The organism is Photorhabdus tasmaniensis (assembly GCF_011189505.1).
Classification (GTDB): Bacteria; Pseudomonadota; Gammaproteobacteria; order Enterobacterales; family Enterobacteriaceae; genus Photorhabdus; species Photorhabdus tasmaniensis.
Genome location: NZ_PUJU01000014.1, coordinates 76,065 through 97,585 on the forward strand (window position 1 = coordinate 76,065; position 21,521 = coordinate 97,585).

The window sequence follows — 21,521 nt, forward strand, 5'->3', positions numbered from 1 at the left end:
CAAGTTTTATTGAGGTTAGCCGATAAATTATAACAGTTCAGACGCTGTTTTTACCTATCTGAAGGGTTGTTTGCCGCCACCAGCGGAGATATAACGAAAACGCAAAAGGATCTATTCATGTCCAACAGTCTTATTAACACCGCGATGAGTGGCCTTCAGGCGGCTCAGATTGCTCTGGGAACAGTGAGTAATAACCTCACAAAATCCCGTGTTTCCGGTTATAACCGGCAATCAACAGTGATAAATCAAAATGGTGGTACGATGACATCCATTGGCTTTATGGGAAATGGTGTTACTGTTACCAGTATTAACCGTCAATATAATGAATTCATTAATAATCAGCTTTCTGCTGCTCAGGAAAAACAAAGTGGATTGATCGCTTATTCGCAGCAAATTTCCAAGATTGATAATTTGCTGGCAGATAAGGCGAATAATCTTTCAAACACCATTGATGACTTCTTTACCAGTTTACGCAATGTTATCAGTAATGCAGAAGACGATGCAGCTAGAACGACAACCATTGGTACGGCGAAGGGGCTGGTAAACCAATTGAAAAGTGCAGATACCTTCCTGCGTAATACGGAAAATAATATCAATAAGGGGATCACTAGCACTGTTGAGTCTATCAATGACGTTGCCCAGCAAATTGCCAAACTGAATGGTGAAATTACCCGAATGAAGGGCGGTAGTAGTGCTGAACCAAATGCATTACTGGATCAGCGGGATGAATTGGTCAATGATCTGAATAAGCTGGTCGGCGTGAGTGTTACTCAGCAAGATGGTGATTCTTATAATGTGACTTTTGCGGGTGGGTTGACACTGGTTCAGGGAACAACGGCATATAAGGTAGATGCTGTTTCATCTAATACAAATAGTAGCCGTATCACGTTGGGTTATGAGCGTGGTTTTGGTGACGTTGTTGAAATTAATGAGAAATTCATTAATCAAGGTAAATTGGGTGGCATATTCCGGGCACGTAGTGAAGTCCTGGATAATTCCCGTAATCAGCTAAACCAATTAGCATTGGTATTAGGCGATCAATTTAATCAGGTTCATCGTTCTGGTTTTGATTTGAAAGGTGAACCGGGTAAAGATTTCTTCACCTTTAATAACCCGGATGTTATTTCCAACAGCAAAAATAAAGGTTCTGCCGATTTCAAAGTGGAATATTCAAATACTTCAGAGGTAAAAGCCAGTGATTATCACATTAGCTATGATGGCGCTAATTGGAAAATCCAACGAGCCTCTGATAAGGTGGATATTTCTGCCAAAGTGACGGGTAATACACTGGAATTTGATGGACTAAAAGTTGAGATTAATTCAACGAACGCAATAGAGAATGACCAATATACCTTAAGAGCGGTCAGCGGTGCTATTGGCGGCATGGAAGTTAATGTTGATGCGTCTCAATTTGCTGCCGCCGGCACTAAAGACTCCGGGCCAAGTGATAACGTCAATGTAAAAAAACTCGCTGAATTGCAAAGCAAAAAATTGGTCGATGGTAAAGCCTCATTTTCCGGTGCTTATGCTTCTATGGTCAGTACTATTGGTAACCAGACCAGCACTGCCAATGTTGATTTAGAAACTCAGAACAATATTACTAAGCAGCTTTATGCAGAACAGCAATCTGTTTCTGGTGTCAACATAGATGAAGAGTACGGTGCGTTGCAGAGTTTGCAGCAATATTATCTGGCTAACGCACAAGTGATCCAGACAGCTACAACACTGTTTAATGCCATTTTAGATCTCCGTCGCGGATAAACGTGGATTAAAAATAGTCTGAGGATACCCGGATATCCTCCTGGGCGTTTAGCTGAATACTTGAAAGGAAAGATATCATGCGTGTAAGTACCAATATATTGTATGAACAGAAAATGATTGGTATCACTTTGGCCCAGTCAAAATGGATGCAGCAGGGAGCACAATTATCCAGTGGTCAAAGAGTGATAAATCCATCTGACGATCCGATGGCGGCATCTCAAGGGATCATGGTTGCTCAGGCCGAATCTCAGAATCAGCAATATATGACTGCCCGTTCATTTGCCAAGAACGCGATTTCTATGCAATTAAGCGTCGTATCCAAAGCTGTTGGTGTCGTACAAAATGTGCATGAAAGCCTTGTCGCCACAGTAAACGGTATCTTGAGTGATGAAGACCGCAACTCACTGGCTATTCAATTGGAAGGTTTTAAAGAACAGCTGGTTAATCTGGGTAATTCGACTGATGGTAATGGCCGCTATATTTTTTCCGGCTATAAAACGGATGTGAAACCTTTTGATGAGAGTAAAAGTGGTGTCGTCAGTTACAACGGTGGCTATGAGGAAGTGACTCAAAAAGTGGATAGCAACCGTTCTATGATTATCGGGCATACTGGGGAACAAGTATTTCTTTCTACTACCAGTAACCCGGTAAAAGAGCCGGATGGTAGCCCCAGTGAATCTGATATATTCAAAGCCATAAACCTGGCGATTCAGTCATTGAGAACGCCACTTCAGGGGACAGATCAAGAAACCCGTGATGATGCATTAGAATTGCTGAATAAGGCAAGCCGTGGTGCCCGTAATGCGCTGAATAATATCTCTTCTGTGGAATCAGTATTGGGTTTACAACTGAGAGAAATTGGAGAACTAGACAGCTTGGGCGCAGAACGTAGTCTGGCAAATAAAAGCCGTTTGAGTGAGCTGCTCGATGTGGAATGGAACTCGACGATTTCTAATTATTATCAGCAACAAGCTACACTTCAGGCATCATATAAGACATTTACAGATATGAAAGGCATGTCGTTGTTTGAGATATTTCGTTAATTCTATTTTTCTGCTCATTTTTTTGCTAATTAATCGCTGGGTTAGGCCAGCGATTCTTTTCCATTATGCGTATCACAGATATCAACTCTCCTTTTAAAAAGTTACATTTATTGAATTAAATCTGTCCTTGATATAAAATTCTTAACATTTCTGCATTCTCATTTTTAAATGATTATGGCAGATTAAACAAAGTGGAATCTCTCCTTGGTGCTACGCCAGTCAGCAGGGAGGGCATGACTTAATAATAAATATAACCGATTTTCGTGGAGAAAAAGATGACAATAACTACTATTATTATCTCTCTCATTACTGTAGGGCTTATCGGCTGGGGGATCACAATTTATAACCGTCTGGTTGCCCTAAAAGAGCAGACAAGCAATACATTTGCCAATATCGATGTTATTTTAAAACAGCGTGCAGAACAGATCCCGCAGCTTGTGACCGTGCTGGAAAAGTCTATGGAACATGAACGTGATATTTTTACTCGGTTGAGTGATGCACGGCAGGTATATCTTAATGCCGATACCCTCACAGATAAAATCAAAGCCTCCAATGAAATGAACAATGCATTCCGGTCTGTACTGGCCGTAGCTGAAAACTATCCGACACTGATCTCAGGTTCCCAATTTTCACAATTGCAGACAGCGGTGACGGATCTAGAAAATAAAATTTCTCATCGCCGCGAAATGTTTAATGATGCAGTCACGGAGTATAATACGGCGATTTATCTATTTCCTGATCTGATTTTTGCCCGTATGTTTCATTATCAGAGGCTACCTTTATTAGAAATCTGTCAGGAAGAAAAAGCCTATGACGGTATCAAGTTTAAATAAGATGATAAACCCTATGACGACTATGGTATTTTTTACTTTTATTTTTGTTTTTTCCTGCGCATTAATCTTTATCATCTACTTCCTTTTAAAAAAAGTCGTGGGATTTAAACACCTTCACTGGCTTTCCGTTCCTTTAATCGGATTGATCATTACCAGCACGTTTTTTTATTTTGATGAGCCCCTCAAACATTTTTTCTATATATTTTTGGGTGCCTTTCTTCTTATCTTTGCCATGATGACTCTAATAAACGTCATTTCGTTTGGGAAAAACTTGGTAGAGCATTATAGACAAGCCCGGCAGTCTGGTAAATCTGCCAGCAAGGCAACTTGGGACGTGATTTTAGGCTCGGCGGCTATTGTCATTATTCTGATTGCTTTTTTTGTTTCACCCAATGCTTTATTTGGCTTATTTTTACTACTATTTATCTATAGCGGTTTGAAAACAACACCGGAAAAAAAATTCCTTAAATTTCAGCAGATTTTGCCCACATCGAAAATCCGTTCAATTGCTATGGGCTTGGTAGAAATAGAAGGAAAAATAACAGAGGGAACTCACTTTAAAAGTCCTCTGAGTAAAAAGCTATGCTATGGTTATCGTTATTATGAATATGATGTCAGAAAAGATTCAAAAGGAGATAAACGTTATTCTTTGCGTCATTCGGAAGAAAAAATCTGTCAGTTCACTTTAACCGATGATTCAGGATCAGTCTGTATTGATGCAACACCAGAAACGCTGACATTTGTGAAATTCTCTTCTTATCAGAATTATGAAACCGATTCCGTTTCTTACCAAGAGTACTTGTTATTTCCAGATGAAAAGTATTTAATTATTGGCACAGCTATTGAAAAAGACGATCAAGTTGTTATTACTCAGGTTGCTCCTCACAGATTACTGGGGATTGCCTCCAAGGGATATTTGGGTACCTGGAATGAAGTTGCACCAATGCGCCGTAATCTTGTAATTACTGTCATTAGTGTAGCGATCCTGATTACCTTTATGCTGACCGTTCCTTATGAATATCAGTCTCATCATTTAACGGTTTTTTATCGTGAATCTCCGTTATTGAAATGGTTATTTTAGAGATAACAGCAATGGGTGAATATTTTCTCACTTTTCTTATTCTGGCCGTCATTCTGATTATTGCGGTTCGTTACCTCGTAGGAGTTTTTAATAAAATCGTTATGTTAAAAAGATACCGGGATAAAGCGTTTGCCAATATTGATGTTTTACTAAAAAAACAGGTTGATTTAATTCCACAGCTTATCACAATAACAGAACAAGCAATGGCCCATGAAAAATCGTTCTTTCTGCAACTATCAGAAGTCAGGAAAAACTACTCAGGTGCAAAAATAACCGATGAAAAGGTGAGAATGGGTAATACATTAGCACATCAGTTGTTGTCATTTCTGATGCTTGTAAAAAATTATCCGGCCCTAATCAGTCAGCCACCTTTTCAACATTTGCAAGCGCGGATCACTTTACTGGAAAATCAAATTGCAGACAGACGTGAGTTCTTTAATGAAAGCGTTACCCTGTACAATACCGGGATCCGGCAGTTTCCTAATATAATTTTCGCCCGGATATTAAGATATAAACCTAGTCCAATGCTGAATCCCATGCAAGGATAAAACTCATGTTTACCATTCCATTTGATTTATTCGGATTTATTGATGCCATCCGTAGTAATCCGGGTATTTTAATCATCACTGCAATTTTCGGCCCTGTGGGTGTAATGTTATGCCTAATTCCCTTTGCTAGAATGCCGGGAATTAGCCGGGTTATTCAGACACTGGTTATCAATCTATTAACCTCTGTTTTTGTTAATTTACTCTGTGTCATTGTCTTTTATTTAACCTTTGCAATAGATATTATCCGATTGTTCTGGATTTTGATTATTGTCCAGACGGCCTGTTTATCTTTTTGGTTTATTAATAAAGAAGCCGTATTTAAACTGGCTGGACAGTATGGCACCATACGTCAGAGACATTTGGAAATAGAAGGAAAAAATAATACCAAGAAAAAGAAAAGAAAGCGGAAGAAATAAACATATGAGGTGCTCAAAGAGTATATACGAAATATCCTCGTAAAAAATAGGATGTTGCTCTGAAGCAGAGTTTGACAATGCTTTATGGAATAAACTGTATTGGTGATATGGTTTATTCCATTTTTAACACTATAAATACTAACAAGTTAACTCAAACTATAAATTTACTATTCTGATCTGATTTTTTTAATTTAATAACATCATTCCAGTTCTTAATAAGAAATGCACATTCATGACATCCAAATTTACTCCCTTTGCTATAATATTTCTTTACCTTAAGGCTTTGATTTACACCAATTCCATTTAAATAATTTGTTCCAATGGCACGATAGCCTTCAAAATATCCATTTCTTCCAGCCAATTCGAAAAGTGATCTTGCATTTGAGTATTAAATGTGTTGTAAAAGATCTAATCACACCTCAAGCTTTCCTTTCATAGATTCTTACGAGAAGTCCAGATTATTATTTCAAAAAGCTATTAAGGTGTACCATGCGATTAAAAATACTTAATAAAATTTTAAATAAGAAAAATATTATTACATTTATCATTTTTTTTATAATATTTATTCTGCCCGTTATATCTATGATGAATTGTCACGGATGGAACGAAGGGAGTATGGAAGTAACGGAATGTTCTATAAATCTTTGGATAGTAAGAGAATATGCAAGTTTCTACTATGATTTTGTCCTTGTCGGTGCTTTTGCTATGGGCATACCTATAATTATTTATATTGTTTTAGGTATTACTATAATATTAATCTTTCGTAATTTAATCTGAGCTTTGCTTAAGAAGAAAGCGAAAGTGCCGCGTTAGCTGCTCCCTTACAGCGCTACTCATCATATGTTAGCTAATGAGGTGCAAATGATTTATCCCATATTCGTTTTTAAGAATGACAGCGGTATTGATGGTTACTTTCCTGATGTAACTGGGTGTTTTTTCGCAGGGGATACCCTTGAAGAGGCTGTTCGAGATGCTGAGTTCGCCTTTGGTGCTCACATGGAGGTATTAACCGAGCGCGGTGAACATGTGCCAGCACCTACGGACCCCACTTCTTATTTAGGTGATGAACGATTAATCCAGGATTCTGGCTATCTTGCATTTGTAGAAATCGACCCAAGTAAGTACGAAACCAAGGCGGTCAAATTCAATTTAACAATGCCGGGTAATCTCATTACCGCGATTGATCGCTACATTGAGAAAAGCGGACGATATAAAAACCGCTCTGCGTTTCTCGCTGAGTTGGCAAGAAAAGAAATTGCTCACAGGTGATATTAGGCCACTGCGGTGGCCTTTCTTTATACAGGCGGGATTCTGGCTTTGCATCTTCAAGTCAGAGTGTGTTACCGCTTCATTCAGCTTATGTGCTTTCAAATAGGTGCCTGCTTCCATACAAAAGTAGAATCCCGCCTTGGGGGTAGGGTTGAGGATGAAGCCGGAACTAGTCGGCTTTATTTTTTCGCTTATAATTTCATCACATTACTGCTTTTCACAGTAAATCGTCATTTTGGTCATTAATTGACATACAGATGAATCTGATTTTGACACTATTCCATACTGTTTAAATGCTTCGTAACTAAAGATTGGCGTCAGTTGATGGTTATATAAAACCTCGGTTTAGTGGAAACGGTGACTAAGGCTAAGAATGCCGTGTCAGCAACGGGGGGAAATTATCCGGGATTTTTTAGCTTTAAACATGTTGAAACAATTCCCGTAGAACGTAATGCTGTGATGCTTGTGTCGTCGGGCGGCGGATTACCCTCAGGAAACCTTGTTTCTTATTCTCATTACAATTGGTATGACAATGACGTCAGAACCGGGATAATTCGCGGCATCGGCAGGGATACACTCGGATATGCAGTAGATATCAATAGGAAACGAGTGTTAACAGTTTCTGGTAGTGGGCAAATTGAAGCAAACGGTAATCAAGTGTTGGTTTTTGGTAGAAACTGCATTGCTGATGCTAATGGATTCCTTAAGAAATCCTCACCCATAGTAGAAATTCACTCAGATGGCACATTCACAACGAACGACGAGTCAAAAGGTGCAACAGTCGAGAGACTTTCAGAGGGTGTCTATCTCGTCAGCGGTACCCTCGGATTTAATGCAGATGCGGCATGGGGTGGCATAGATGGCGGAATTGAAATACCGTTGTGTAAGAATAAATTGCCGCTGATTTGGGTTGATTACGAAGTTATGCAAGATGGTGCCATCAAATTGATGACATACCATCGTGAGCATCCAGACGCGCCAGTATTTGCTAAAAATATGAGAGAGGGCTACGCTAACGGTGATTTGATTGATATTCCTCTCGGAAGGTTCGTATCAGTCCGTGTGCAAATGCCTGGCGCTGATGATGAGAAGTTATCGACTTAACTCCTCTGCTGCCGGTTGCCGCTGATTCTAAATTGAGTCAGCTGGCATCTGGACACGAACATCTAAGCGACAATGCTCGGGAATATCGCAAGGTTCTCCGTCTTTGTAAAATACTCTTCCCCCGTTGTCATCAATAGATTTAAGTCTCCAGTTCTGGAATCTTTCTGGTAAATGCGAGTGTTGACGGTGGAAGGTTTCAATAATGATAGAGCCGTCACATTGAACTCTGTCATCGACAAAAATCAGCTCTAACCCGTTATTATCCTTCGGTGCTGAGATACCACCCTGTACGCCCCATCCCTTATCTACGTTGTAACCGGAAATATTTGATATGCGGTAGGTGCCTGTTGCCTCTTTTGTAACTTCTGCCCCCTCAGATTCGTCGTTCGTTGTGAATGTGCCATCGGGGTAGATTTCAACGATAGGGGAGGATTTTTTTAGGAATCCATTAGCATCGGGTATTGCAGTAGATCCTGTCCAAACATATTCCCAGTTATTCCATGAGACGCCATCAGTTTTTGCTGATCGTATATAGATGATATTTTCATATGCACTAAAAGCTAGCTGAGTAGACCAAGCTTTGCTTCCTATATTCATATATTTCATTGCTCTGCTCTCTGGGTTGTCGGGCGGTAACGGAACTGAACCTCTTGCATAAAACCCATTTGTTCCCGCCAAACTTGCTAATGCTTGGGCTGGAGCTAACTCAATCGGTGCTCCTCCCAGCCCAAAGGCCCCGACATCCATTTTTCTTGTTAAGTCTACCCCGTTTGCTTTCCCATCAACCACTGTTTTCAATGAATTAAAGTCATTAGTTGACACGGCATTCTTAGCCTTAGTCACCGTTTCCACTAAACCGAGGTTTTTCACAAACTCATTTTTATCAGGAATATCTGCGCCGTTTCGGTCTTTTGCCAGTTTATTATTAGCATTATCATTTATATCGGAAGCCAACTTCTGCGTTACCGCGAGTGTGTCACTATTGCCTGTCTGGTCAGTGAGTTGAACAATTCCTTTTTGTGTTAATGAGGTACTGGGAATTTCTGTTGTGATTTTTTTCTCTAACGCTCTATTTAATTGGGCGGTGAGTTTAGCTATATCGCCATCATCCAGAACGTCATCTCCTCCGGAGTGTGTTGCGATAAAATTAGCTACAACAGAGGATATCGTGGACGACTGACGTAACACCTTATTTAATTCATGAGTAGTGACATTATCTGGTGGAAACCCAGTTTTTAAATTCCGACTTTCTTCATATCTTTCTTGACTCACTACATTTGCATTATTACTGATAGAAAAGGCTTTAAAATCATTCTGGGGCTTGAGACTCATGTTTTTTCCTTAAATTAGATAATATTATTTCATAAGCAACATATTGAATTATTGTACAGATGATTTATCATAATTCGCTTAAATCATAGTTTAGTTCACAAAAGGAATAATGAAATATTCTTATAACTCAGATGGTTAACTATTTTTGTGTAATTAGTGGTAATAAATAACCTGATATTTTGCAATCAAAATATACCCAAGATATTTAGTGCTATAGCGAAATCTACACTTTTTTTGATAGTTAAAACGCTTAGAGTCCGAATTAATTAAGCTTTTAGATGAGTGTCTATTTTGTTGAAAAAAGAAAATACAGCTGTGGTACTGAGTATTAACTATCAGGAATATTTAGAAATAAAAGAAAATAACTGAACTAACATAAATCACAAAGATTAGAGCGTTTCTCCATTAACTGTTGACCAATGATAAGGTTGCAATTCACGAATTGTTTTAAATAACAACTCATTTTTCTCATTAGTTACCGCTGCCTTTACTGAACCACCCCAATGAACCAGATATTCTTGGCATATTCCGCACGGTGTCAAAATGGTATATTCACAACCTGTATCTTCACGGCAGAGACATAAAGAGTGTGTTACCGCTTCATTCAGCTTATGTGCTTCCAAATAGGCACCCACTTCCATACAAAGAGATAATGCGTCATTTTTGGTATCAGGTGCAATGCTGGTTAAAATCTTGCCTGATTCTGTCCGTACTGCGGCTGCACCACCCCATCCTTTGGGGTATCGTTTTTCAATTAAGTTAACTGCGGCGTTATATAACTCTTGTTCTATATTCATTAACTTACTGCTCCTGCACTATTAGCCTATTTTATTTTTCTATGTTAATAATATCTTTGGAAATAAGATTTTAGCTGTTATTAAAAATATTTTATATTGCTAAAATGCTAAAATGCTAAAATGCTAAAATGCTAAAATGCTAAAATGCTAAAATGCTAAAATGCTAAAATGCTAAAATGCTAAAATGCTAAAATGCTAAAATGCTAAAATGCGCTTTTCTCTTATTTAGAGATAAAATTTTATAACATTAAACAGTATGATTTATATAGTATATAATACTTATGGGTTTTTCAGTTCGATTTTAGTTTGAAAATAACTTTAAATAACCATCCCACTAATAATTACCGCCAGTCGATTAAACAATTCACTGAACATACGTTCAGAAAATGGTGCCAGCATCGGGATTAAAAGCGTTAGTACCAAGATACCGGTAGTAAGCGTTAGTGGAAAACCGACCACAAAGATGGAGAGTTGTGGTGTCATGCGGTTTAAGATCCCCAATGAGAAATTCAGCGTTAATAGCAGGGTGATTAATGGCAGAGCCAACATCAGACCGTTGATAAATATCATGCTGGCGCTTTGTGCTAGGAGCCAAAACCCTTGAGCACTAAGCTGCAATGGTTGTATTGGTATAACCTGGAATGTATCTGCCAGAACGGATAATAGCCACAGATGACCGTCAAAAGCCAGAAATAGCAGTAAAGTCAGAAGGTTAAAGATCCGCGCCAGAATGGGCATATTGGGGCCGCCGGAGGGATCAAAAAAGGTCGCGAATGAAAGCCCCATCTGTAAACCAATGATTTCACCAGCATGACGTACCGCAGCAAAGGCAATTTGCATGGTAAGGCCGAGTGATGTGCCAATCAGGATTTGCTGGATCATCACCCAAAATCCGGCAACAGAGAAAATAGGCACTTGCGCGGGTTGTAGGTTTGGCATTAAGAGCAGCGTTACCATCACCGCCAACCCGATCCGAACTTTTTTTGGGGCCTGTTTTTCACTGAATAATGGCGCTGTACTGAACAGCGCAAGCACCCGGACCAGTGGCCAGAAAAATTCACTGATAAACTGAATCAGCATTTCACTGTCAAAAGAGATCATAGTCAGCCGATTATCACGGGTATGCTGCTGTAGAGTTGACGCATGTAGTCCAGAAATAGATTGAGCATCCAGGGACCGGCGATAACTGTAGTGACAAATACCGCCAGAATTTTGGGGATAAATGACAGCGTCATTTCGTTAACCTGTGTCGCGGCTTGTAATAAGCTGACAATTAAACCGCATAATAAAGCAGATAAAAGCAGCGGTGCAGCCAGCGCCAGTGCGACTTTCATTGCTTCTGTGCCCAATGCCATTACCGATTCAGGTGTCATAATTCTTGTCTCTTTTCAGGTCAACCATAGAAACTCTGTGCCAGAGAGCCTAGGAGTAATTGCCAACCATCAACCAATACAAACAACATAAGTTTAAAGGGCAATGAGATTGTCGCGGGTGGCACCATCATCATCCCCAGCGCCATCAAAACGCTGGCGACAACCAGGTCGATAATCAGAAATGGGATGAACAGGGTAAAACCAATCTGGAATGCGGTTTTGAGCTCACTGGTAATAAATGCTGGCATCAGTACCCGCATAGGAACTGAGTCTGCTGTTTCAAAAGGGGGCTGGTCAGCAAGACGGGCAAACAACGCTAAATCGTTTTCCCTTGTCTGACGTAACATAAATTGCCGTAATGGTTTGGCTCCATTTTCTAAAGCGGCTTCCAGGCTGATTTTATCTTCACTAAAAGGCAGATAAGCATCTTGATAAACTTTATCGAAAACCGGTGACATAATAAAAAATGTCATAAATAGCGTCAGCCCCAGTAAAACCTGATTGGGCGGAGCAGATGGGGTGCCTAATGCATTACGCAGTAAACCCAACACAATAATAATGCGAGTAAAACTGGTCATCATGAGTAAAGCTGCAGGAATAAAACCCAGCGCGGTAATAAAAACTAAAGTCTGAACCGGCAGGGACCAGCTTTGTCCACCATTGGCCAGCGGTTGGCTGATAATCCCTGGCAGTTGTGCCGCGACATCCACGGGTAATATCAGCGCGGTGAGTGCCATTGCCAGGCGGCATGATAATGGGAATTTACTGCTCGTCATAAAGAAAGCACTACTTTTTTTCATCGGCCTTGCCTTGTCGCATCAGGGTATTTTTTAAAATCTGACCAAACAGTGCCGGTTTTATGGGTTGTCCTTCGAGGTTATCACCGCTGGATTCAGGTGTTGGCATCTGGTGTAACAAATTAATTTGCTGGGCGGTAACACCTAATACTAACCAGTTATTTTCAACCTCCACGATGACGACACGTTCACGTTGTCCAAGTGAGCAACTGGCTTTGATACTCAGGTGTTGCTGGGTTTTTCCTTTGCCGGAAACCAGCCCCATACGACGTATTAGCCAGGTGAGAGCGAAAATCAATAGCAGAACACCCGCCAATGCACTGCTGATCTGCATCAGTGTCTGACCTGCGGGAAGTGGCGCAGAGGTGGCTACCTGAGCAACCGCCTGGGTTTGCGCGACAGGTTCTGCCGCGCCATGATGAAGAGAAGGCTGGAAAGCCATATTAGCGACTCAGGCGACGCATACGTTCGGAAGGCGTGATGATATCGGTGATACGGATGCCGTATTTATCCGATACAACCACCACTTCACCCTGCGCAATCAGGTATCCGTTGATTAAAATATCCAACGGTTCCCCGGCAAGGCCATCAAGCGAGACGACGGAGCCTTGAGATAATCTCAGCAGTTGTTTGATTGTCATTTTTGTCCGTCCCAGCTCTACGGATAATTTGACCGGAATGTCCAGAATCAGGTCGATATCCGATAAATGAGCCAGTGCATCCTGAGGCTCCAGAGATTCAAATATGGCCGCGCTACTGTCAGAGGTTTGTTGTTGCGCGGCCTGTTGTTCCAGCGCTTCTGCCCACATATCTTCGGCAGATCCGGTTGAAGCGGTATCTGTGGGTTGTTTAACGTCACTCATTGGGCTGTTCCTCATCCAGAGCATTTAAAACAGGGTTAATAAGGTGTTCGACACGCAGGGCGTATTGCCCGTTTAATGTTCCGTATTGACTGGTGAGCACCGGCACACCATCGACATGAACGATCAAGCGCTCGGGTTTATCAATCGGTAATATATCGCCCGGCTGAAGTTGCAGAATTTTTGACAGCCTCAGCGGGATATCAACAAAGTTGGCGACCAATTCCAGCTCTGAATGTTGAACCTGTTTTACCAGGCTTTCCCGCCACAGGCTGTCCTCCTGACGGACGTTTTCCAATGGTGGATTAGTCAGGCGTTCCCGCAGGGGTTCGATCATGGCAAACGGAATACAGATATTAAATTCACCACTCAACGCGCCAATTTCTACCTGAAACGGTGTTGTAACCACAATATCGTTCGGTGATGTTGTGATGTTGGTGAATTTCACCTGCATTTCAGAACGTATATATTCCACTTCGATTTTGAAAATGGGATCCCAGGCATCACGGTAGGAATCCAGCGCCATACGTAACATCCGGTTAATCACGCGTTGTTCAGTATGGGTGAATTCACGGCCTTCCACTTTGGTAGGGAAACGTCCATCACCACCAAACAGGTTATCTACCGCGATGTAAACCAGGCTGGGTGCAAATGCAAAGAGTGCTGTTCCTCTCAATGGTTTCAGATGAACCAGGTTAAGGTTGGTTGGCACTGCCAGGTTACGGGCGAATTCATGATAGGGCTGAATTTTTATTGCACCGACAGTAATGTCAGGACTACGGCGGAGCATGTTAAACAACCCCATCCTGAAATGACGGGCAAAGCGTTCGTTAATAATTTCCAGTGCTTGCAGACGTTCCCGAACAACACGGCGTTGGGTATTGGGATCATAAGGGCGAACCTCGTTTTCCCCGGACGCGGTGTTTTCTGCGTCGTCACTGGCACTGTCGCCATTGAGCAGAGCATCAATCTCTGCTTGTGAAAGAATATTGTCACTCATGGTGATTATCGCAGAATAAACGTGGTAAACAGCACATCGGTGATGACCTGATCCGGCTCACCTGGTACCAAGGTTGGACGCAGCGTTTGCTTGATATCGGTCATCAGACGCAGTTTGCCGCTGTCATGAGCCAGATCGGCTGATTTCTGGCGTGATAGTAACAACAACATACGGCTACGAACTTCCGGCAGATACTCATGAAAGCGCTTGCGTGTTTTTTCATCGGCTAAACGTAGAGTCACGCCGATGTAGAGTACACGGTCAAAGTGGTCATCATTGTCGATCAGATTGACGGTAAAAGGCTCCAGCGTCATAAATACAGGGACTTTTATAGTTCGGGATGCCGCAGCATTATTCTCTTTTGCTTGCTTAAGTGTCCACCAACTGTATCCTCCGATGGCGGCACCGATAACGGTAATCAGTACTAACAGTATCATCCAAAATGAATTTTTGCGTTTATGCTCGTAGCTATAGTCAGACATGGACAGACAAATTCCTGTTTTCGTTGCGGACAAGTGTCCACTCATTCCGTGGCGGACCTGCTTATCCATCAATATCGATAATAATTATCCCGCGTATTTCCGCTGGCAATAGCCGGAACAAACGGGGAAAAAACCACTAACTCATTCGTTTGTTGTGAGTCTTGTGGACTACGGATAAATACCTTCCATCATTAGGCGAAAATATCCACACCTCCCCGGACTGACGCCAGTTGGTGAGGGGTTAAGCGTATTGTGGATTCGGTAGCCGAATTGCTCTCTGGCGTGGCATCGGTGCTGTGATTTCCAGTTCTGTCTGAATTTTGTGAACCAGAGCGTTGTTCTTGTTGCCACGAGCTGGCGTTGTCACTGCTGACATTGCTTTGGGTAAGTTGAATGCCACTTTCTGCCAATGCATGACGAAGCCCAGGTAACGCAGCTTCCAGCGCCGCCCGAACGTGACTGTGAGCCGATGCCAGATGTAATTGAGCCTGATTATCTTCAACAGACATACGAATTTGTAATGCACCCAGCTCTTGTGGATGCAGGCGCAGTTCTGCTTGTTGCAAACCATTGCGATTAAACAAGATGATTTGCTGGTTTAATTGCTGTTGCCACTCTTCACTACCCAACTGTGCATTTAGCAAAGGAGTGGCGGCGCTGGATAATTGAAACTGGGCTGTCTGGTTATGTCCTGCGGAAAGCAGAGGGGATGCTGCTACTGAGGACACTTGTCCGGCTTGCTGATTTTCGGCTACCACAGAAGTGGGCTGAATTTCAGCCTGAACGGTGGTTTGGATCACTGCCGGTTCACGTGAGTGGCTTTGTGGGGCACTTTCATGCGAAATAGCGGCAGAGGGGATCTTTGGTTTTACCTGAGAATTCTGTACTAATCCATTTTCAGGTTTTGTTTTGAAAAGATTGTCAAAACTTGCCGTTTTTTCTTCATGTTTTGGCTGTTCTGGCATATTTGTCAGAAGATTTTCCTTCGTCGGCAATCCTGTCATCACCCATTCTTTAGCGATAACCTGACGGCTTTTATCACTATGTTTTATTGGTTCGGCTGGTTGTGGATTATCTTTCTGGTTTTCTGATCTGATGGTTAATTGGGACAATTGTACGGGTAAGCTTGTCGCCAATTCTTCTGCTGACATGAGCTTTTCATCAACAGGTGCTGGCTGTTTGTTTGTCTCTGCTTTTACATTCAGCGGGATCCGTGAGGAGGTGACAGATTTCGCTGGAATTTCATTTGAGACAGATAATAAAGGTAATAACCCGTTGTCTATTTCATCCGTGGTCTCTTTTCCTTCTTTGGATGAAACTTTTCCCGGTTTGACCATGCCTTTTTGTACCGGCTCGGTTTCCAGGTTAAGAAACTGAGCAAAGTCAGAGGGTTGATCGGCGTCAGTGAATAAATCACTGCGCGTTTGCTGATTTTCTGCCGGTTTTAGGTCAGCAGGCAAAAGAGTGACATTCATTATCTATTTCTCCGTTGTGCACTACGTTGGGCATACTCATCCATCTGTTTTTGCTCCGTTCTGTTCTGCTGTAATCTTCGGTTGTTATCTGCCCGCTGTTGCAAAGTATCAAAGGCATTGAGACGTTGTTGTTTTTCCTGCCACTGTGATAAAGCGGTCTCAAGCCGCTGTTGCCATTGATTGAGCTGCAATTTGTGCTGTTCAATCGCCTTTTCCAGCGTTTTCATGAATTGCTGGTAGTTTTGCCAGGTCGTACACGGCATACCACTACTGAGCGTGTCGTTCAAGCGTACCCGGTACTCATCCTGATAGCCCATCAGCGTTGCAAGTTGTTGCTCCATTTGCTGATGGTTCTGACGAACTTGTGCAAGGTGAATGGCCGCTTTTTCCACTGCATTTTGTGCAAGTTCACGCAAGGTCATGAGCGGTGATTGTTGCTGCATCTTATTCCTCGCTTTTTAATGGCAACATACAGAAAATTGTTACGTTATATAGGTAACAATTGTTGTAGTTGAGTACAGGCAGCCTCATATTCACTACATTCTTCAATATCTTGTAATAAAAATTGTACCATGTAGGGATAAAGTTCAATCGCTTTGTCCAATAGCGGATTACTACCCGCAGCATAGGCACCGACATTAATCAGATCACGATTGCGCTGATAGCTTGCGAGCAGTTGTTTAAACTGTTGTACCCGCCGATAGTGCTGTTTATCAATTAATGATGTCATAGCGCGGCTAATAGAGGCTTCAATATCAATTGCCGGGTAGTGCCCTGATTCCGCGAGAGAACGGGAGAGCACGATATGACCATCCAGAATAGCCCTGGCGGCATCAGCTATTGGGTCCTGCTGATCATCACCTTCGGTCAGTACGGTGTAGAACGCGGTAATTGAACCGCCGCCATTGACTCCGTTTCCTGCGCGTTCCACCAGTGCAGGAAGTTTGGCGAAAACCGAAGGCGGATAACCTTTGGTCGCCGGGGGTTCACCAATAGCCAAGGCAATTTCACGTTGAGCCATACTATAGCGGGTCAATGAATCCATAATCAGTAATACATGCTTACCCCGATCACGAAAATCTTCGGCGATACGGGTAGCGTAGGATGCACCCTGCATACGCAATAAAGGTGAGATATCGGCAGGCGCGGCGACAACCACTGAGCGGGATAAACCGGTTGTACCAAGGATATTTTCAATAAAGTCTTTAACTTCACGGCCACGTTCACCGATCAAACCGACGACGATCACATCCGCCTGTGTATAACGTGCCATCATGCCAAGAAGAACACTCTTACCCACCCCGGAACCGGCAAATAACCCCATACGCTGGCCGCGTCCTACTGTCAATAGGGCGTTAATTGCCCGAACGCCCACATCCAGTACATCACTGATCGGGGAACGTTGCAGAGGGTTGATTGGTGGCGTGGTGAGTGAGGCGCGATAGCCGGTGTCGGGTGATGGAAAGCCATCCAGAGGGCGGCCGGCACCATCTAAAACCCGTCCTAATAGTTCCGGGCCAAGAGGTAGCTGGCGTCCACTGCCGCAATCTTCACTGTACGGGCGAGCATAAACACGGGCACCGGGTACAATACCTTCCAGATCTTCAAGTGGCATCAGTAAAAGTTTTTCGCCATTAAAACCAACAACTTCACTTTCAACTTCTTCAATATTGCTGCCATTTTGCCGTTCAATCAGGCAAGTTGCTCCCAGAGGCAGATGTAAGCCCGTTGCCTCCATGACCAGACCTGTCGCTCTGGTCAGACGGCCATAACGACGAACCGGCGAAGCCTTCGCCAATTTTTGCTCAAAAGCATCCAGTGTTGCCAGCCAGCGTCCGAGTCTTGCCGTCATTACAATTCTCCCGGTGCGGCCAGCCGGCATAATTCATGCCAACGTGTTGCCAGGCTGGCATCCAAATCGCCTTCGTCTGCACTGATTTTGCAACCACCAGGATGCAGTTTGTTATCTGCCAGTAAACGCCAGCCGTGTAGTGAGAGTGTGGTTCCTAATTGCTGTTCAACCAATGGAATATCCTGTGGGTGAACCCGAAGTTGCGGTTTACCGCTGAACATCGGTTCCTGCTGGATAAATTCACGGATCTGATTGAGCAGGGCGGTTCCATCACAGATCGCGGGTTGTCCGAGGATCTGTTTCGTGGCTGTCAGCGATAACTGCATCAAGCGAGATGCAATAATGGTATCAAGCGCTTCAAGTGAATGGCGGAAATCAGCCAGCATATTTTGCCACTGCTCTGTGATAAGTTGCTGCTGCTGACTTGCATCTTTTAATCCCTGTTCCAATCCGGCTTCTAAGCCGGATTGGTATCCGTTGTCATAACCTTGTGCCTGGCCTTCGGTAAATCCTTGTTCATGGCCTGCCTGCCGGGCCTGTTCTTTCAGGTTATCCAGCATTGCCGCTTGTTCAAGGATTTCATCATGCTCGGAAGTTTCCAGTGAGTCATCAGCAGGCTCTGGTTTAACACGCAGTTTTTCCCACTGTGTGAGTTCATTGGGTTTCCAGGGTTGCCAGTCAGCATTGTTCAACTTATCAGACATAGCTATCATCACCACCGTTCAGGATAATCTCGCCGCTTTCTGCCAAACGACGAACAATAAGCAGAATAGCTTTCTGTTCGCTTTCCACTTGAGACATACGCACTGGGCCCCGGTTTGCCAGGTCATCACGCATAATCTCTGCGGCACGCTGAGACATATTGTTGAGGAAGTGATCGCGTAGCTGTTGGTCGCAGCCTTTCAGTGCAACAAGCAAGGAGTCGGTGGAGATTTCCTTCAACAGGCGCTGGATACTGCGATCATCCACATCGATAAGGTTTTCGAACAGGAACATTTCATCAATGATTTTTTGTGCCAGCTCGTTATCGTAGGCGCGCATTGCTTCGATAACATTCTCTTCCTGCTGACTCTTCATCAGGTTGATAATCTCAGCTGCGGTACGAATACCGCCCATTTTGCTGCGCTTGAGGTTCTGACCATCTAACAGGTTATTGAGCACTTCTGTCAGTTCAGCTAGCGCGGTGGGTTGTACCCCACCGAAAGTGGCGATACGCAGCATGATGTCGTTGCGTGACTTATCATCAAACAGCGCGAGAATATCGGCAGCTTGCCCACGACTTAAGTGAACCAGAATGGTGGCGATAATCTGTGGATGTTCGTCACGGATCATATCGGCAGCCATTTGTGGCTCCATGAAGTTAAGGGTCTCCATACCGGTGGTGGTATCACGGGATTCGAGAATATCCTCAAGCAGGCTGGAAGCACGCTCTTCACCCAGCGCTTTAATCAACACTGAACGCAAATAGTCACTGGCATTGATACTGAGCGTTGCGTACTGGCCGGCATCTTCTTCAAACTCTGCCAGTACATCGACCAATTGCTGGTTGGAAACCTGGCGCATACCCGCCATTGTGATACTGAGTTGCTGGACTTCCCGGGAATTCAGGTGTCTAAACACCTCCGCCGCCTGATCTTCTCCCAGGGTCATTAACATGACGGCGCTTTTTTCTGTTCCGTTTAGGCTCATTGTTCGTTACTCATCCATTGACGGATCACCAGTGCCACTACGCGAGGATCTTTTTCTGCCAGTTCGCGGATACGTTGGCTTTGAATTTCAGTACTGACCCGTTGACGTGTCAGTTTCTGGCGAGTTTTTTCATCCATTTCGGCAATGGATTCAGTCGATTGTCTTTTCTGAGATTTCTGTGCATTAAGCGCAGCTTTTTCTGCGGTCCGTTTTTTGGCGAGTTGAGGAACAACCATTTTGCGCCACAGCAGCCAGGCCACCAGTATCAACAGAAGGTAGCGACCAAAATCAAAGGCTTTTTCCAGCAGAGCGGGGTTTTGCCACACCGGGATCACTTCGATATTTTCTTTGCTTTCAGTAAATGGCGTATTAACCACATTTAAACTGTCACCACGCTCTTTGGAAAAGCCCATCGCTTCTCTGGTCAGCGCTTCTATTTTCGCCAGTTGTTCTGGTGTTAATGCCTGAGTTTCCGGGCCATTTTTACCTTCGACCGTGACATAATTAACTACCACAGCGACAGACAAGCGCTCAACACCGCCGGCTTGTTGCTGCACATGACGGATAGTGCGGTCCACTTCATAGTTTGTAGTTTCGTCACGGCGGTTATTAAGATTATTGTTTACCATGCGCTCGTTACTGTTGCCGGCGGATGATGTTTTCTTATCGCTTTTGTCGTTTTTATTACTCTCTTTGGTATTTGGCTTATCAATCGGTGCACTTGGTGGTGAGCTGGGTTGATTGGACAGCGCGCCCGGAATGCCACCAACCGAAGAGCCACCACTTTGTTCGCTTTCACTTAACTGTTTTGAGCGAACTGCCGCCTGATTCGGTGGCTGATTAGGTTTATATTCCTCAGCGGTTTCTTCTCGGCGGGAAAAATCCACCTGAGCCGTCACTTGTGCATGAACGTTACCGCGACCGACGACCGGAGTCAGGATAGCTTCAATACGATGTTGGAAACGGTTTTCCACTTCCTGAATGTATTTCAGTTGACTGGTGTTCAAATCGCGCCCGGTGGCATCCGCTTGTGTCAACAGGCGTCCCGTTTGATCAACAATCGTAACATTGCCCGGTGGTAATCCGGCGACACTACTGGAAACCATATGGACAATGGCATTTATCTGGCCTTCATCCAGGGTGCGGCCTTGCAGTAATCCAACCGTAACCGATGCAGAAGGGGACTTTTGTTCACGGACAAACAGGGAAGGTTTGGGTAATGCAAGGTGAACACGCGCATTTTGCACTGGTCCCAGTGATTCGATCGTCCGGGATAACTCACCTTCCAATGCCCTTTGATAGTTAACCTGCTCACTGAACTGGCTGATACCGAATTTCTCTTTATCAAGCAGTTCAAATCCCGCCGCTCCGCCTTTAGGCAACCCTTGTTGTGCCAGTCTTAGTCGGGTTTCATGTACCTGTTCAGCAGGGATCATGATAGCAGAGCCATTTTCGGCAAAGCGGTAAGGAATGTTTAATTGAGCGAGTTGTGTGACAATCTCGCCACCGTCTTTATCGCTCAAATTACTGTAGAGCACCCGATAATCTGGGCTGCGTAACCACAGGAAAAGGGCAATGACAATAGCGACGGCTGCGCTGCCAGCAACTAATAATGGCACTTTAGGATCAGCTTTTATCTGGTTAATGATAGCACTGAGACCCTTGGCTTGATTTTCAACGTCAGTTGTTGCGGCACTCATAGACGATCCTTGCCTTGCTGTTCAACATGAATACTAAAAGCGTGGCGTAACAAAACAGACTCCCCATACGCAAGCGAAAAAATTCTTCCTATTTTCAGTCTTGTCATTA

The 21,521-nt window shown here is 43.5% G+C and carries 25 protein-coding genes; 9 read left to right on the plus strand and 16 right to left on the minus strand.

What is annotated here, in order from left to right:
* Positions 1-117: 117 nt before the first annotated feature.
* From flgK to C5471_RS08790, 6 genes are all read left to right on the plus strand, one after another.
* Positions 118-1,761, plus strand: a complete 1,644-nt coding sequence (flgK, locus tag C5471_RS08765; protein ID WP_133815886.1) for a flagellar hook-associated protein FlgK — start codon at positions 118-120, stop codon at positions 1,759-1,761.
* A 77-nt stretch (positions 1,762-1,838) separates the two neighbouring features.
* Entirely contained in the window at positions 1,839-2,804 is a 966-nt protein-coding gene (flgL, locus tag C5471_RS08770) for a flagellar hook-associated protein FlgL (protein ID WP_133815885.1), read from the plus strand.
* Between the two features lie 275 nt (positions 2,805-3,079).
* A complete protein-coding gene (locus tag C5471_RS08775; RefSeq protein ID WP_133815884.1) occupies positions 3,080-3,637 on the plus strand; it encodes a LemA family protein in 558 nt (185 codons plus the stop codon).
* Positions 3,615-4,718, plus strand: a complete 1,104-nt coding sequence (locus C5471_RS08780; protein ID WP_133815883.1) for a hypothetical protein — start codon at positions 3,615-3,617, stop codon at positions 4,716-4,718. Before C5471_RS08775 ends, C5471_RS08780 begins: the two co-directional genes overlap by 23 nt.
* Before the next feature lie 11 nt (positions 4,719-4,729).
* A complete protein-coding gene (locus C5471_RS08785; RefSeq protein ID WP_133815882.1) occupies positions 4,730-5,266 on the plus strand; it encodes a LemA family protein in 537 nt (178 codons plus the stop codon).
* A 5-nt stretch (positions 5,267-5,271) separates the two neighbouring features.
* Positions 5,272-5,682, plus strand: a complete 411-nt coding sequence (locus tag C5471_RS08790) for a hypothetical protein (RefSeq protein ID WP_133815881.1) — start codon at positions 5,272-5,274, stop codon at positions 5,680-5,682.
* Positions 5,683-5,833: 151 nt separating this feature from the next.
* On the opposite strand, the gene C5471_RS08795 is transcribed toward C5471_RS08790, so the two are convergent.
* Positions 5,834-6,043 (minus strand): hypothetical protein, encoded by a 210-nt coding sequence (locus C5471_RS08795; RefSeq protein WP_207627265.1) that lies wholly within the window; start codon positions 6,041-6,043, stop codon positions 5,834-5,836.
* Positions 6,044-6,171: 128 nt separating this feature from the next.
* On the opposite strand from C5471_RS08795, the gene C5471_RS08800 reads away from it, so the two are divergent.
* The 3 genes from C5471_RS08800 to C5471_RS08810 all read left to right on the plus strand — a co-directional run bounded on the left by C5471_RS08800 (position 6,172) and on the right by C5471_RS08810 (position 8,055).
* Positions 6,172-6,459, plus strand: a complete 288-nt coding sequence (locus C5471_RS08800) for a hypothetical protein (protein WP_133815880.1) — start codon at positions 6,172-6,174, stop codon at positions 6,457-6,459.
* 84 nt (positions 6,460-6,543) lie between these two features.
* Positions 6,544-6,951 (plus strand): type II toxin-antitoxin system HicB family antitoxin, encoded by a 408-nt coding sequence (locus C5471_RS08805; protein ID WP_133815879.1) that lies wholly within the window; start codon positions 6,544-6,546, stop codon positions 6,949-6,951.
* Between the two features lie 378 nt (positions 6,952-7,329).
* Positions 7,330-8,055, plus strand: coding sequence for a phage tail fiber protein (locus C5471_RS08810; protein ID WP_166295795.1), 726 nt, complete (start codon positions 7,330-7,332; stop codon positions 8,053-8,055).
* Between the two features lie 27 nt (positions 8,056-8,082).
* Here C5471_RS08810 and C5471_RS08815 read toward each other — a convergent pair whose 3' ends face one another.
* The 15 genes from C5471_RS08815 to fliF all read right to left on the minus strand — a co-directional run bounded on the left by C5471_RS08815 (position 8,083) and on the right by fliF (position 21,412).
* Entirely contained in the window at positions 8,083-9,387 is a 1,305-nt protein-coding gene (locus tag C5471_RS08815) for a phage tail protein (RefSeq protein WP_166295798.1), read from the minus strand.
* A gap of 389 nt (positions 9,388-9,776) precedes the next feature.
* The gene (locus tag C5471_RS08820; RefSeq protein WP_133815875.1) at positions 9,777-10,184 is read right to left on the minus strand and encodes a cytidine deaminase; all 408 of its coding nucleotides are present in this window, start codon (positions 10,182-10,184) and stop codon (positions 9,777-9,779) included.
* A gap of 318 nt (positions 10,185-10,502) precedes the next feature.
* On the minus strand, positions 10,503-11,285 hold the full coding sequence (fliR, locus tag C5471_RS08825) for a flagellar biosynthetic protein FliR (protein ID WP_133815874.1): 783 nt from the start codon (positions 11,283-11,285) through the stop codon (positions 10,503-10,505).
* A 2-nt stretch (positions 11,286-11,287) separates the two neighbouring features.
* Positions 11,288-11,557 (minus strand): flagellar biosynthesis protein FliQ, encoded by a 270-nt coding sequence (gene fliQ / locus C5471_RS08830; RefSeq protein ID WP_133815873.1) that lies wholly within the window; start codon positions 11,555-11,557, stop codon positions 11,288-11,290.
* A 20-nt stretch (positions 11,558-11,577) separates the two neighbouring features.
* Positions 11,578-12,294 (minus strand): flagellar type III secretion system pore protein FliP, encoded by a 717-nt coding sequence (fliP, locus tag C5471_RS08835; protein ID WP_133815994.1) that lies wholly within the window; start codon positions 12,292-12,294, stop codon positions 11,578-11,580.
* Positions 12,295-12,343: 49 nt separating this feature from the next.
* On the minus strand, positions 12,344-12,796 hold the full coding sequence (gene fliO / locus C5471_RS08840; protein WP_133815872.1) for a flagellar biosynthetic protein FliO: 453 nt from the start codon (positions 12,794-12,796) through the stop codon (positions 12,344-12,346).
* Position 12,797: 1 nt separating this feature from the next.
* Positions 12,798-13,217, minus strand: coding sequence for a flagellar motor switch protein FliN (gene fliN, locus C5471_RS08845; RefSeq protein WP_133815871.1), 420 nt, complete (start codon positions 13,215-13,217; stop codon positions 12,798-12,800).
* Positions 13,210-14,214, minus strand: a complete 1,005-nt coding sequence (gene fliM, locus C5471_RS08850) for a flagellar motor switch protein FliM (RefSeq protein WP_133815870.1) — start codon at positions 14,212-14,214, stop codon at positions 13,210-13,212. The genes fliN and fliM overlap by 8 nt, the downstream gene beginning before the upstream one ends.
* Positions 14,215-14,219: 5 nt before the next feature.
* Positions 14,220-14,696 (minus strand): flagellar basal body-associated protein FliL, encoded by a 477-nt coding sequence (gene fliL / locus C5471_RS08855; protein WP_133815993.1) that lies wholly within the window; start codon positions 14,694-14,696, stop codon positions 14,220-14,222.
* A 191-nt stretch (positions 14,697-14,887) separates the two neighbouring features.
* Positions 14,888-16,171: a flagellar hook-length control protein FliK gene (locus tag C5471_RS08860; protein WP_133815869.1), complete on the minus strand. Its 1,284-nt coding sequence runs from the start codon at positions 16,169-16,171 to the stop codon at positions 14,888-14,890.
* The gene (gene fliJ, locus C5471_RS08865; protein ID WP_133815868.1) at positions 16,171-16,614 is read right to left on the minus strand and encodes a flagellar export protein FliJ; all 444 of its coding nucleotides are present in this window, start codon (positions 16,612-16,614) and stop codon (positions 16,171-16,173) included. The genes C5471_RS08860 and fliJ overlap by 1 nt, the downstream gene beginning before the upstream one ends.
* Positions 16,615-16,658: 44 nt before the next feature.
* Entirely contained in the window at positions 16,659-18,023 is a 1,365-nt protein-coding gene (gene fliI / locus C5471_RS08870; protein ID WP_133815867.1) for a flagellar protein export ATPase FliI, read from the minus strand.
* Positions 18,023-18,727, minus strand: coding sequence for a flagellar assembly protein FliH (gene fliH, locus C5471_RS08875; protein ID WP_133815866.1), 705 nt, complete (start codon positions 18,725-18,727; stop codon positions 18,023-18,025). Before fliH ends, fliI begins: the two co-directional genes overlap by 1 nt.
* Positions 18,720-19,712 (minus strand): flagellar motor switch protein FliG, encoded by a 993-nt coding sequence (gene fliG / locus C5471_RS08880; protein WP_133815865.1) that lies wholly within the window; start codon positions 19,710-19,712, stop codon positions 18,720-18,722. The genes fliH and fliG overlap by 8 nt, the downstream gene beginning before the upstream one ends.
* The gene (fliF, locus tag C5471_RS08885) at positions 19,709-21,412 is read right to left on the minus strand and encodes a flagellar basal-body MS-ring/collar protein FliF (protein ID WP_133815864.1); all 1,704 of its coding nucleotides are present in this window, start codon (positions 21,410-21,412) and stop codon (positions 19,709-19,711) included. The genes fliG and fliF overlap by 4 nt, the downstream gene beginning before the upstream one ends.
* Positions 21,413-21,521: the final 109 nt, after the last annotated feature.

Bases quoted from the DNA above. Each gene is read 5' to 3' on its own strand.
- flgK (WP_133815886.1), top strand. From the start codon at position 118: ATGTCCAACAGTCTTATTAACACCGCGATGAGTGGCCTTCAGGCGGCT.
- flgL (WP_133815885.1), top strand. From the start codon at position 1,839: ATGCGTGTAAGTACCAATATATTGTATGAACAGAAAATGATTGGTATC.
- C5471_RS08775 (WP_133815884.1), top strand. From the start codon at position 3,080: ATGACAATAACTACTATTATTATCTCTCTCATTACTGTAGGGCTTATC.
- C5471_RS08780 (WP_133815883.1), top strand. From the start codon at position 3,615: ATGACGGTATCAAGTTTAAATAAGATGATAAACCCTATGACGACTATG.
- C5471_RS08785 (WP_133815882.1), top strand. From the start codon at position 4,730: ATGGGTGAATATTTTCTCACTTTTCTTATTCTGGCCGTCATTCTGATT.
- C5471_RS08790 (WP_133815881.1), top strand. From the start codon at position 5,272: ATGTTTACCATTCCATTTGATTTATTCGGATTTATTGATGCCATCCGT.
- C5471_RS08800 (WP_133815880.1), top strand. From the start codon at position 6,172: ATGCGATTAAAAATACTTAATAAAATTTTAAATAAGAAAAATATTATT.
- C5471_RS08805 (WP_133815879.1), top strand. From the start codon at position 6,544: ATGATTTATCCCATATTCGTTTTTAAGAATGACAGCGGTATTGATGGT.
- C5471_RS08815 (WP_166295798.1), bottom strand. From the start codon at position 9,387: ATGAGTCTCAAGCCCCAGAATGATTTTAAAGCCTTTTCTATCAGTAAT.
- C5471_RS08820 (WP_133815875.1), bottom strand. From the start codon at position 10,184: ATGAATATAGAACAAGAGTTATATAACGCCGCAGTTAACTTAATTGAA.
- fliR (WP_133815874.1), bottom strand. From the start codon at position 11,285: ATGATCTCTTTTGACAGTGAAATGCTGATTCAGTTTATCAGTGAATTT.
- fliQ (WP_133815873.1), bottom strand. From the start codon at position 11,557: ATGACACCTGAATCGGTAATGGCATTGGGCACAGAAGCAATGAAAGTC.
- fliP (WP_133815994.1), bottom strand. From the start codon at position 12,294: ATGGCACTCACCGCGCTGATATTACCCGTGGATGTCGCGGCACAACTG.
- fliO (WP_133815872.1), bottom strand. From the start codon at position 12,796: ATGGCTTTCCAGCCTTCTCTTCATCATGGCGCGGCAGAACCTGTCGCG.
- fliN (WP_133815871.1), bottom strand. From the start codon at position 13,217: ATGAGTGACGTTAAACAACCCACAGATACCGCTTCAACCGGATCTGCC.
- fliM (WP_133815870.1), bottom strand. From the start codon at position 14,214: ATGAGTGACAATATTCTTTCACAAGCAGAGATTGATGCTCTGCTCAAT.
- fliL (WP_133815993.1), bottom strand. From the start codon at position 14,696: ATGTCTGACTATAGCTACGAGCATAAACGCAAAAATTCATTTTGGATG.
- C5471_RS08860 (WP_133815869.1), bottom strand. From the start codon at position 16,171: ATGAATGTCACTCTTTTGCCTGCTGACCTAAAACCGGCAGAAAATCAG.
- fliJ (WP_133815868.1), bottom strand. From the start codon at position 16,614: ATGCAGCAACAATCACCGCTCATGACCTTGCGTGAACTTGCACAAAAT.
- fliI (WP_133815867.1), bottom strand. From the start codon at position 18,023: ATGACGGCAAGACTCGGACGCTGGCTGGCAACACTGGATGCTTTTGAG.
- fliH (WP_133815866.1), bottom strand. From the start codon at position 18,727: ATGTCTGATAAGTTGAACAATGCTGACTGGCAACCCTGGAAACCCAAT.
- fliG (WP_133815865.1), bottom strand. From the start codon at position 19,712: ATGAGCCTAAACGGAACAGAAAAAAGCGCCGTCATGTTAATGACCCTG.
- fliF (WP_133815864.1), bottom strand. From the start codon at position 21,412: ATGAGTGCCGCAACAACTGACGTTGAAAATCAAGCCAAGGGTCTCAGT.